The organism is Pseudomonas sp. ICMP 8385, from assembly GCF_002699915.1.
In the GTDB taxonomy this organism is placed as follows: domain Bacteria; phylum Pseudomonadota; class Gammaproteobacteria; order Pseudomonadales; family Pseudomonadaceae; genus Aquipseudomonas; species Aquipseudomonas gessardii.
On record NZ_LKBY01000153.1, the window covers coordinates 1 to 9,795 of the forward strand.

Consider the following 9,795-nt stretch of genomic DNA (forward strand, 5'->3'; position numbering starts at 1 on the left):
CTCGGCGTCGGCGAAGGTCATCTGCTTCATCGGGAAACTCGGTGGGTGGGGTCGCGGTATTTTGCCAAATCAGAAAGTCTTTTTCAGAGTTTCCCTAGAGGTATTTGGTGATTTGTTTGAACGCTTCCAACGGTGCGCGCTCGCCATTACCCAGTGCCGAAACGGTGTCCTCTAGACAGTGATCAATGTGATCCTGGATGAGCGTCCGCTTGGCTTGGCACACCGCTTTTTCTACAGCATGCAACTGCTGTGCGATGTCCACGCATTGGCGCCCCTCTTCGATCATGGTGATGATGCCTCGCAAATGACCGTCCGCCCGCTTGAGGCGCTTGATGATTGCCTCATGACTTTGGTGAGTGTGGGGATGGCTGTGTTCTTGTTCGTGTTCACTCATGACTTGAGGCTCAGGCTTCAATGAATTATGCTGGCATCCTATCCCCCCTAGGAGGATATAGTCAAACGTAAGAAAGCCCCATTCAACAGGTAGAAAACCGAACTCCATGTTCAGCAGGACACTGACAATAACGGTGGTAATCGCGCTTGCTCTCGCTATGTTGGTGGCTTGGGCCGGGCATACCTATTCGGTATCAGTGACGTCGACACAGCCAGCCTGGGAGATCACACAAGACGCCAATCATTCCCACGGCGAAGAGGCCTCATCCAGCTATTCAAGTCTTTCAGATCACTACCATTCGCCATTGACCCCTGATCATCAGCACGAGACGCCGCAACTCACTGCCGCGTTGATGCTGGCGACATCCCCTATGCTAGCCATCCGGGTCGATGCGCTTCGACACTCTGTTCCGCTGCCGCCGATATTTTTGATCGAGCGTCCACCCCGTCCTGCGTTCGCATCCTGACCATGGCCGCAATGCGGCCCACGATCACTGCAACGTAGGATTAATTCATGCATTCGTACTCAATGAGCGGTGTTGGCGCATTCTCTGCGCCCTCGCATCGCCCGCTATTACTGTTGTTTTTGTTTTTGGCGGCACTTTTCTTCGGCATGCCCGAAGCGATGGCGCATGCCGTCGCTGAAGGTGACAAGGGTTTCATCCAAGAAAGCACCGGAATCATGTTGTTGCCGTTCATCTATATGGGCGCCAAGCACATGATGACGGGCTACGATCACTTGCTGTTCCTGTTCGGAGTAATCTTCTTCCTCTACCGCCTGAAAGACGTGGGCCTCTACGTCACGCTGTTTGCGGTGGGACACTCGGTCACGCTGCTGCTTGGCGTACTTACAGAGGTCAGCATCAGCTCGTACATCATCGACGCCATCATTGGCTTCTCGGTGGTGTACAAGGCGCTCGACAACCTGGGCGCATTCCAGCGCTGGTTCGGTTTCCAACCCAACACCAAAGTGGCCACGCTGATCTTCGGCTTGCTCCACGGTTTTGGTCTGGCGACGAAGATCCAGGAGTACGAGATCTCGCCTGATGGCCTGATTCCGAACCTGATCGCCTTCAATGTTGGCGTTGAGATCGGTCAATTACTGGCCCTCAGCGCGATTCTCATCCTGATGGGGTACTGGCGTCGCACTGGTGGTTTTTGGCACCACGCCTATACCGCCAACGTCGCCATGATGAGTGCCGGGTTTCTGCTAATGGGTTACCAAATCACCGGCCTGTTTCTCTCCGCGTAAGGAATTCTGACCATGTTTAATACTCCGCTTCCAACTGTTAATGAATTGCCAAGCACTCGCAAACTGGTGCGCTCGACTGTCATTGCACTGCTGACTGCTGTCGGTCTGCTGGTGACTGTTGTCATGCCTTCGGAATACGCCGTTGATCCAACAGGTGTGGGCCGAGCATTAGGGCTAACCCAGATGGGCGAACTGAAGATCATCCTGGCCCAAGAGGCTTTGGCGGATGCAACTCCGCCGCAAGCATCAGCTCCAGCTCCAGCTATGCAGGTCGCGCAAGTCCAGCCTGTTGCGAAACCTGTTGCTCAGCCGGCACCCACGCCAACTTCAGCTTTGAAGACGAATCAAATGAGCGTCACGCTCAAGCCAGGTGAAGGGACGGAAATAAAGCTCGAAGTCTTGAAGGGCAAGTCTGTTAGCTACGAATGGACTGCGGTTGGTGGGCCTGTGAACTTCGATACCCATGGCGAACCCTACAACGGCGAGAAGGGTTACTTCCACAGCTACAGCAAGGGCAAGCAGGTCAAAAGTGACAAGGGTGAATTTACGGCCATTTTTGACGGCACCCATGGTTGGTTTTGGCGTAATCGCAGCAACAACGACGTGACCATTGCACTTAAAACCAACGGCGATTACTTGAGCGTCAAACAGTAATTCAAAACAGCGATGGCTGTCCTGCTGCCGATAATTCAGCGCTCAGCCAGCACCAGACCATTTATTTCATCCAAATTTTGAAGAGTCCTTCCATGAAAATCCCAACCACCCTGTTTCGTTCGATGCTCCTGATCTGCTTCTTCGGCCTGATGACGGCATGCGGCGGTGGTGAGAAAGGAGAAACCTCCGAGTCCGCTGCACACGGACACTCACACGAGTGACACCCTGAATAGAACAAGGCCGCAGTTGCGGCCTTGTTTGTTTCTACATCTCAACCTGCGTACCCAGTTCGATCACTCGGTTCAGCGGCAAGTTGAAATATTTAAGGTTGCTGTTGGCGTTCTTCAGCAGAAAAGCGAACAAGCCTTCTCGCCAACGAGCCATACCGATCCGCTTGGTCGGGATAACGGTCTCGCGGCTAAGGACGTAGGTCGTACGCATCGGACTGAAGTCCAGCTCACTCAAATGACAAACACTCAAGGCTGCGGGTACGTCAGGCTCCTCGATAAAGCCAAAGTGGAGACTGACTCGGAAGAACCCTTCGCCGTAAGCTTCAACCTCAAACCGTCGACCCTGGGCGACAAAGTCCCCATCGTATTACTACCTCAGGAGTGGCTCGCCGGAGCGCTTCCACAGACTCAAAGCGTCAAAGATGCTGCCCTGTATTACTTCCTTCCCCACTGCACTGAAAAGACAAATGAGCCAAACAGCATTGGCCTTTGGCAGCAAGTCTATGAGCGCATGGGACTGAATTTACAGGTTCAAGCGAGCGGGTGCTGCGGCATGTCTGGTACTTATGGGCATGAGACAAAAAACGCCGGTACTTCAGAGGTGATCTACAAGCAGTCTTGGGCGCCGCTCGTGCCCCTGGCCGGTTATTGGCTGACAGATATTCTTGCCGAAGCCAAGTGAAACGGCAAGATGGTGTGACCGTCTAGCATCCCCTGCAGGCGCTGCGCGCTGTTGTCAGGGATAATGCAGCCTGAGCTCATGCGCATCAGTAAACTTTTGCCTGAGACTCAGTAAATGACTCGGCAGTGGGCCCACTTCCGTCTGCTTTTCGGCCCGGACTCATCTCACGAAAAAACGTACGCCGATATTCAGACGGCGACGTGCCAAGATGAACGCCGAATTGCTGCCTCAAAGATAAGGGCGTTCCGAACCCTGCCTCACCCGCCACACACTCAATAGGCAAGTCAGTCGTCTCCAACAGCTCTTGCGCCCTGACAACGCGCTGGGCGTTTAACCATTTTGAGAATGTGCTTCCGGTGGCTTCCCTGAATCGCCGAGTAAATGTGCGCCGACTCATTCTCGCCCTGTCCGCCAGCACGTCGAGCGACAGATCACTCGAAAGGTTCACACGGGCCCACGTTAGAACATCAGACAGATGAGTCTCGCTGGACAGTTGTGGCACAGGATGCTCCACGTACTGAGCTTGGCCGCCCTGCCTGTGCGGCGGCGTCACCAGCATCTTCGCGGTGCGATTCGCCACCCCAGCGCCGAGTCTCTGGCGTACCAGGTGAAGGCAACAGTCGATAGCCGCTACGGTTCCTGCAGAGGTTATGATATTGCCATCACTAACATAAAGCACGTCGGGTCTGAAACGAACGGCGGGAAAACGTTGGGCAAACTTTTCTCGGCCTGCCCAGTGAGTGGTTGCTTCTCTCCCATCCAGTAGCCCTGCATCCCCTAGCACAAACGCGCCCAAGCACAGCCCTACGATGAGCTTACCCTGCGTGTGGGCGAGCTGCAGCGCGTTCACAAGTTGCGCAGATGCAGCGACCGATGGATCAGCCCACGCTGGAATGACGATTACATCAGAGGCCTCCATCAGCTCCAGGCCTTGAGCAACCGCTAAGTCGAGACCTTGGTCGCTAGTAACCATACCCGGCGTCTCTGCGAAGTAATTGACCTCATACTGAGGTTCACCAGGTGCGGACTGCGCCGTCCCCAGCACCATTCCCGGCACGGAAAGATGGAACAGGCTGACGCCGTCAAAAGCCAGAACAGCAACACGTATGGATTGCATCAGTGATCCTCGAGGTAGCTGTGTGGCTTGCATCGAGCGCGCACAGGAATATATGAGCAACGGTCAACGGTGATGCATCGCGTGGGCGGTATAAGCAACTGATCCCGTGGACTCGCGGACAAGGCTGATCGTTTGGCCCGATTATATCGAAATATGTCATTCAGGCCACTGTTGACCTTTATTGCATTGAGCAAGAATTGAGGCATCAATGTATTAACAGGATTCACCCCATGAACTTCAAAGCTCTTCCCCTCGTCCTTAGCATTGCTTGCGCGGCAGGGGCCACCACGGCATTCGCGGAAACAACTACGCCGAAGCCGTCTGATGCATCTCATAAAGTGGGTTTGCAGGAAATTCGTAACGCCACCGTAAAAATCTCCTACGGCGGCACCACCTTCCTGATCGACCCGATGCTTGCCAAGAAGGGAGCGTATCCAGGATTTGAAAATACCTATCGGAGCAACCTTCGCAATCCATTGGTTGATCTGACCGAGTCGCCCGAAAAAGTGATCTCTGGTGTTGACGCCGTCATCGTCACTCATACGCATCTTGACCACTGGGACGATGCCGCACAAAAAGCACTGCCGAAAGACATCCCTCTGTTCACGCAGCATGAGGACGATGCGAAGTTAATTCGCTCCCAAGGTTTCAGGAATGTGCGCGTACTGACTGACGAAGCTGAATTCGGCGGCGTCAAAATCACCAAGACCGGTGGTCAGCATGGCACCGACGAAATGTATGCAGTACCCGCTTTAGCGAAGCCTCTTGGCGAAGCAATGGGCGTCGTTTTTCAAGCTACAGGCTACAAGACCCTTTATCTAGCCGGTGACACTGTCTGGCGTAAAGAGGTCGACCAGACCATTGAGAAATATCATCCCGAAGTCATCGTACTGAATGCTGGGAAAGCAATGATGACCGGCTATACGGGATCGATCATCATGGGCGAGGAAGACGTTTTACGCGCCTCAAAGGCTGCGAAGGACGCGAAAATCGTCGCAGTGCACATGGATGCAATTAACCACATGTCCCTGAGTCGTGAAGAGCTGCGCACATACGTCAAGAAGCAAGGTATCGAGAGCCGGGTCGATATTCCGGAAGACGGCGCTTCACTGGAGTTCTGACTCAAACCTTTTAGGTTCGGAATAAGGCAGGTGCTCTACCTGCCGACCTGAGCCTTCACCACCAATCCCTATGCTCGGATAATTTGACCGGAGATCGTTCATGAAACGTGGCCTTGTAGTAGTTGATCTGCAAAACGAATACCTGCCCACTGGCAAGCTGCCTTTGACCGGCATCGACACCGCTGTCGAGAATGCTATCCGGGTGATCAGCCACTCCCGTGATAAGGGATTTCCTGTTTTCCACATACGACATGAGTCCGCTGAAGGTGCTCCGATCTTTGCAAAGGGATCCACTGGTGCGGAAATTCAACCAGATGTAGCTCCACAAGGTAATGAACCTGTAATCGTAAAAAAACACATCAACGCCTTCAGGGAAACTGATCTGAAGCAGCAGTTGGAAGCCGCTGATGTTCAGGAAATCGTAGTCATAGGCGCGATGAGCCACATGTGCATCGACGCAGTAGTACGTGCGGCGGTGGATATGGGTTATCCGGTTACTGTGCTGCACGATGCCTGCGCCACTTTGGATCTCACATTTGGTGGTGTAAACGTTCCAGCCGCTCATGCACATGCAACGATGATGGCAGCCTTTGAGTTCGGCTATGCCACCGTCAAATCGGTGGACGAGTACCTGTCGGTCTAACCGCGCAACGACTTAACTTTGCGGGGCCCCATGGGGCCATCGCTTTCATCATCAACGCACTAGCAATTTGGTGGTTTAGATTTACTTAACTTGACGGCGTAATAATTGGCTGAAGCATCGACAGAGCCAGGGCCACTTAAAATCAGTGGCCCTGGGTTCGGGAAGCTTTCACAGCTTTAGTGCCTTGTCCGCCGCGATGCCACCGGGGGTGAGCACCCCCGAATCCATCCAGACTTCAGAAGTCTTCCTTTTCTTCCCGGATGTCGACCTCGCCCATAGCCCCCAAATAGATCTTTCGACAGGGCAACTCGGTGATGAATCCGATTTCGAAAAGCATCCTGGGGATATCCCTAAACATGCTCGACACCTCCCATTTCTCAGTGAACGGCTTCATTGTCTCTGCAACGAATGAGTCTAGGTCGAAGTCCTGCGTTGCGACAAATGGCCCTGCGCGGGCGTACCCTTCGAAAATGCCGGATGATATGCAGATGACTTCTCCGGCCTTCACGATCATAACCCCACCTTATGATTGTTCATGGGGCTTCATGGCCAGGATAAACACGACCATTACTGCAACACTTGCGGGGTGAAATGGCGCATCCCCTGTGAAAGCCGCAGAAACTCCCGCAAGCTCGCACGCCCATTGCCGCGCTGAAACGTCGCGATTACGTACCGCGAGTTCACGGTTGTCAGTACCCAAAAACGGCCCTCGCGCTCCGCTTTAATCACGTCAGAAGTGCGGATCAAGTGCCCGTCGCCAAACCGCCCATACCGGTCTTTACGCTTGTGACCAAACACGACACCTAATCCAGCACGAGCCTTTATGGATACTCCGCAGAGATAGGCTGTTATCGGTTTGTCGAAGCCTTGCGCTTGTGCTTTTAGGATTCGTGCGAGATCGAAATCTGTATGTCGTTTTCCATGATAATCCACATCCAAAGTATTCAGCATAATTGTGCTCCTTTCGCAGCCCGTATGGGGTTACCAGGAAATCCGCACGAAACCATCTGCCCTGATATCGTGCGGGACTCTTGGAAAATTTCAGGCTGTACGAATCATGTTCACGTGATAGATCGGACGGACGTTGTTCAGTGCATCGCTGCTGAAGCCAGGTTGGTGAGAGCTGTGGTATTTGGAGCCGGTCTCCACCTCCAGCAGGCACACAACACACTCGTTTTGGTCTTCACCAAGCGTCACTTTGGTCAGTTTCTCCATTCGCCAAACTCCCGTGCCATTCATGTGGGCAGGTGTGACTACTTGCACCTCTGTGATGATCGTCTCAGCGTCTTGGGAAATCAGGAGTTGCTGAAGTCGAGGTTCGCTGTCGACCATCAGAACCGCCTCTGAAATTCGGCCCTTGGTCTTGGCCTGGACGGTTACGTGATACCAGTGATTACGAAGCACTTTGGATACCTGATGCCATTGGTACTGACCCTCACCGAACATGCCTGGTAGGCCCAGCATGTCGGCGTCGTGTGTTCTAAACATCGTATGTCCTTGGCCTGAAGGGGCTCCGATATAGAGCGCAGGTTAGAAGAGGGAGAAAACGTCTTTCAGGCTTGCGAGCTGTTCATGACCAGGGCCAATCAATACGTAAACAGAGTTTCTGGTCTCGAACGCAATACCGTCGTGGAGACCGGTGCACATGCTTGAACGAACCCAATCGCCGCGTTCGAAACGGCCTTGGCTGTCCTCGGCCACGTTGTGAGCAAACAGGATCATCGGGAGCTGGCCCGCTGCATGACATTTGAAGAGTTCGTCGCGGGTGACTTCAATGCGAAATATTGTCCAGTCGCGGACTAGGCAGTAAGGCTTTTTAGGAAAGCGTTCGACTGCTAAAGCTCGAGCTGCAGAGGTGCTCGACAGGCCCTCAAGTGGTGTCCGTGGCGCATTCATGAAGTCGGGTTCTTCGACGCTAGCCATAGGGCTTCCTTTCATTAATAACCGGGAAATTGACAATTCAATCCCGCTTGTTGTCGCTCGCACTCGAGCAGATGGCTCCCGCAAGCAAGGTGCTTAGCTCCGCTTACGGATGTATATGCATCGAAAAGCAGGCCTCAAAAACGCTGATGGCACCGTAATACGGATCATAGCCCGTGTTATGGTGCATCGCAATATGGCCTTATCCTCGATTTGCGTGGGGAAATGTCATGGAGGCCGCAGAAGCCCTAGCTGTAGTGGTGCGAGCACTGCGTAGAAAAAAAGGTCTTACGCAAGAAAACCTGATCACTATTGACCGTTCCTATTGGGGCCGAATTGAGCGTGGGGAGGTGAACATCACGATTGATGTGCTCATTCGTCTCGCAGCGCTGCTTGAGGTTGAGCCGGCCTCATTGATTCTCATGGCGACGTGTCTACAGTCCAACGAGCCGCTTAGGGAGGGGCTGAAGCGTTTGAATAAGCAACTAAATAGGATAAAAAAGGACAGCGTAGATATTGAGATGGAGTCGTTGGTAAGTGCAGGGAAGCTTCCTCCTGGTCGACCGGCGCGATCCGGAGCAGCGCAGAAAGCCGCAGAGGCAAATCGCCTGAACAGTGAGGGAGTGTCAGTGACTGAGATATCGGAAGCGTTGGGTCTGTCTAAAACTACTATTCGTAGGTATTTGACCAGCAAGTCCGAACAGGCCTGATTTTTGAATGACCAGCACCAGGCTGAAGATGCCTCAGGAAGGTATGCTGTGGAAGACAGCTTTAGCTCACCTTGGCCTCTTAGGACTTCATCACCCTTTCTTCAGATCGCTTTCGGTGAACATGCTAGCGATGATACGGGCGTCAAGAAGAGCGTGATGCGGAAGCGGAACCCCGTCACTTGTGGCATCCAGAGTGGTGCCGTCAGTGGGGTAATTCCGGACGTTCCTTGGCCATTTACCATCGTCATATGCGAGTTCGCAGAAAAGCTCCCAGTCGTACTGTGGAGCGTCTGTGACAATCTCCAGAACTTCGTCGAACGAGGCTAGGAAATCGAGCAGTGCACTTCTTGCCCCGATAGTAGGTTGTGCATTGCCACCGCCCCATAGCTGCGGAAGAACGATCTCTACGACGAAGTCGCTGCAATCTTCCTCTCGCCATGTGTCGACCAATTCCACGTAGAATTCGCGTCCATCCTCAGCTACCAGTGCGAGTGATATCAGCTTCGCTGTGGCTGAGAGCCGGGTAAACTCGCAATCAAGAAAGAGCCTCATGTTGGAACTCCGTTATGACTAGGGCTCGCCTGGATATGGCGCAGGAGGGTCAGTTATGGGAGATGGCCCTCGAGCATCTCGGCTCAGACGGACTCCTCCAAGCGGTCATAGAAATGTGGAGCCGCGCCGGGTGCCCGTCCAGACCAGTCGTTGAGCATCTATCCCACGACAAGGTTAGCCAAGAAGTCTTGAATATACTGAAAATTGCCCAGGAACGAGTCGGTGCCTTCGTACCGGGTCGAATTCGGGCTGCAGGCACAGTCACCTTATACGCTCGTCACGCCAGCAGCTTGGTTGATGGGCTCATCACATTGCTACCAAAGGCGCAGCTTTCGCGTGCCCTGCGAGGCTCATGTATTGAAATCGAACTGGGGATTTAACGTCCAAGCAGTTTCCCGATGGACGCCGGTCAGCAGCAATCCTTGGTATGCGTCCGGGCATCCCGCCTTGCGCAACTAAACCGGTTGCCATCTATGCGGCAGCAGCTCCGCAATCTCACTCGCCCGCTGCGTCGGCAGGCG

Annotated in this window: 13 protein-coding genes and 2 pseudogenes; 7 read left to right on the forward strand and 8 right to left on the reverse strand. The window is 53.6% G+C overall.

Annotated features, from left to right (window positions below):
- Positions 1-94: 94 nt before the first annotated feature.
- On the reverse strand, positions 95-394 hold the full coding sequence (locus AO268_RS29775; protein ID WP_033902319.1) for a metal-sensing transcriptional repressor: 300 nt from the start codon (positions 392-394) through the stop codon (positions 95-97).
- 513 nt (positions 395-907) lie between these two features.
- Here AO268_RS29775 and AO268_RS29785 point away from each other — a divergent pair.
- The 3 genes from AO268_RS29785 to AO268_RS33415 all read left to right on the forward strand — a co-directional run bounded on the left by AO268_RS29785 (position 908) and on the right by AO268_RS33415 (position 2,520).
- Positions 908-1,645 (forward strand): HupE/UreJ family protein, encoded by a 738-nt coding sequence (locus AO268_RS29785; RefSeq protein WP_099170719.1) that lies wholly within the window; start codon positions 908-910, stop codon positions 1,643-1,645.
- 12 nt (positions 1,646-1,657) lie between these two features.
- Positions 1,658-2,299 carry a hypothetical protein gene (locus tag AO268_RS29790; RefSeq protein ID WP_034139980.1) on the forward strand — a complete coding sequence of 214 codons (642 nt, stop codon included), beginning with the start codon at positions 1,658-1,660 and terminating at the stop codon, positions 2,297-2,299.
- Between the two features lie 92 nt (positions 2,300-2,391).
- Complete coding sequence (locus AO268_RS33415) at positions 2,392-2,520, forward strand: hypothetical protein (RefSeq protein ID WP_256675350.1); 129 nt, start codon at positions 2,392-2,394, stop codon at positions 2,518-2,520.
- A gap of 43 nt (positions 2,521-2,563) precedes the next feature.
- On the opposite strand, the pseudogene AO268_RS29795 reads toward AO268_RS33415, so the two are convergent.
- Positions 2,564-2,875: pseudogene (locus AO268_RS29795) on the reverse strand (KUP/HAK/KT family potassium transporter); the annotation flags it as partial.
- Here AO268_RS29795 and AO268_RS29800 point away from each other — a divergent pair.
- A pseudogene (locus AO268_RS29800) lies at positions 2,870-3,237 on the forward strand (hypothetical protein); the annotation flags it as partial. The pseudogenes AO268_RS29795 and AO268_RS29800 overlap by 6 nt on opposite strands.
- 59 nt (positions 3,238-3,296) lie before the next feature.
- Here AO268_RS29800 and AO268_RS29805 read toward each other — a convergent pair.
- Entirely contained in the window at positions 3,297-4,328 is a 1,032-nt protein-coding gene (locus AO268_RS29805) for a GlxA family transcriptional regulator (protein ID WP_034139979.1), read from the reverse strand.
- Between the two features lie 230 nt (positions 4,329-4,558).
- On the opposite strand from AO268_RS29805, the gene AO268_RS29810 reads away from it, so the two are divergent.
- Both AO268_RS29810 and AO268_RS29815 read left to right on the forward strand, forming a co-directional pair.
- Complete coding sequence (locus tag AO268_RS29810; protein ID WP_034139978.1) at positions 4,559-5,449, forward strand: MBL fold metallo-hydrolase; 891 nt, start codon at positions 4,559-4,561, stop codon at positions 5,447-5,449.
- A gap of 100 nt (positions 5,450-5,549) precedes the next feature.
- Positions 5,550-6,092: a cysteine hydrolase family protein gene (locus AO268_RS29815; protein ID WP_034139977.1), complete on the forward strand. Its 543-nt coding sequence runs from the start codon at positions 5,550-5,552 to the stop codon at positions 6,090-6,092.
- A gap of 235 nt (positions 6,093-6,327) precedes the next feature.
- Here the strand turns inward: AO268_RS29815 and AO268_RS29820 are convergent, their stop codons facing one another.
- The 4 genes from AO268_RS29820 to AO268_RS29835 form a co-directional block, all read right to left on the reverse strand.
- A complete protein-coding gene (locus AO268_RS29820) occupies positions 6,328-6,606 on the reverse strand; it encodes a hypothetical protein (RefSeq protein WP_038443841.1) in 279 nt (92 codons plus the stop codon).
- Between the two features lie 53 nt (positions 6,607-6,659).
- Positions 6,660-7,043 (reverse strand): hypothetical protein, encoded by a 384-nt coding sequence (locus AO268_RS29825; RefSeq protein WP_038443843.1) that lies wholly within the window; start codon positions 7,041-7,043, stop codon positions 6,660-6,662.
- A 90-nt stretch (positions 7,044-7,133) separates the two neighbouring features.
- On the reverse strand, positions 7,134-7,580 hold the full coding sequence (locus tag AO268_RS29830) for a hypothetical protein (RefSeq protein WP_038443846.1): 447 nt from the start codon (positions 7,578-7,580) through the stop codon (positions 7,134-7,136).
- A 42-nt stretch (positions 7,581-7,622) separates the two neighbouring features.
- Complete coding sequence (locus tag AO268_RS29835; protein WP_051903165.1) at positions 7,623-8,015, reverse strand: DUF6957 family protein; 393 nt, start codon at positions 8,013-8,015, stop codon at positions 7,623-7,625.
- Positions 8,016-8,242: 227 nt separating this feature from the next.
- On the opposite strand from AO268_RS29835, the gene AO268_RS29840 reads away from it, so the two are divergent.
- The gene (locus AO268_RS29840; protein WP_050499464.1) at positions 8,243-8,722 is read left to right on the forward strand and encodes a helix-turn-helix domain-containing protein; all 480 of its coding nucleotides are present in this window, start codon (positions 8,243-8,245) and stop codon (positions 8,720-8,722) included.
- Between the two features lie 90 nt (positions 8,723-8,812).
- On the opposite strand, the gene AO268_RS29845 is transcribed toward AO268_RS29840, so the two are convergent.
- Positions 8,813-9,274, reverse strand: coding sequence for a 3'-5' exoribonuclease (locus tag AO268_RS29845; protein ID WP_038443848.1), 462 nt, complete (start codon positions 9,272-9,274; stop codon positions 8,813-8,815).
- Between the last annotated feature and the right edge of the window lie 521 nt (positions 9,275-9,795).

Coding starts and splice junctions, on each gene's coding strand:
- AO268_RS29805 (WP_034139979.1), bottom strand. CDS start 4,328: ATGCAATCCATACGTGTTGCTGTTCTGGCTTTTGACGGCGTCAGCCTG.
- AO268_RS29775 (WP_033902319.1), bottom strand. CDS start 394: ATGAGTGAACACGAACAAGAACACAGCCATCCCCACACTCACCAAAGT.
- AO268_RS29825 (WP_038443843.1), bottom strand. CDS start 7,043: ATGCTGAATACTTTGGATGTGGATTATCATGGAAAACGACATACAGAT.
- AO268_RS29790 (WP_034139980.1), top strand. CDS start 1,658: ATGTTTAATACTCCGCTTCCAACTGTTAATGAATTGCCAAGCACTCGC.
- AO268_RS29835 (WP_051903165.1), bottom strand. CDS start 8,015: ATGGCTAGCGTCGAAGAACCCGACTTCATGAATGCGCCACGGACACCA.
- AO268_RS29815 (WP_034139977.1), top strand. CDS start 5,550: ATGAAACGTGGCCTTGTAGTAGTTGATCTGCAAAACGAATACCTGCCC.
- AO268_RS29840 (WP_050499464.1), top strand. CDS start 8,243: ATGGAGGCCGCAGAAGCCCTAGCTGTAGTGGTGCGAGCACTGCGTAGA.
- AO268_RS29830 (WP_038443846.1), bottom strand. CDS start 7,580: ATGTTTAGAACACACGACGCCGACATGCTGGGCCTACCAGGCATGTTC.
- AO268_RS29810 (WP_034139978.1), top strand. CDS start 4,559: ATGAACTTCAAAGCTCTTCCCCTCGTCCTTAGCATTGCTTGCGCGGCA.
- AO268_RS29785 (WP_099170719.1), top strand. CDS start 908: ATGCATTCGTACTCAATGAGCGGTGTTGGCGCATTCTCTGCGCCCTCG.
- AO268_RS29820 (WP_038443841.1), bottom strand. CDS start 6,606: ATGATCGTGAAGGCCGGAGAAGTCATCTGCATATCATCCGGCATTTTC.
- AO268_RS29845 (WP_038443848.1), bottom strand. CDS start 9,274: ATGAGGCTCTTTCTTGATTGCGAGTTTACCCGGCTCTCAGCCACAGCG.
- AO268_RS33415 (WP_256675350.1), top strand. CDS start 2,392: ATGAAAATCCCAACCACCCTGTTTCGTTCGATGCTCCTGATCTGCTTC.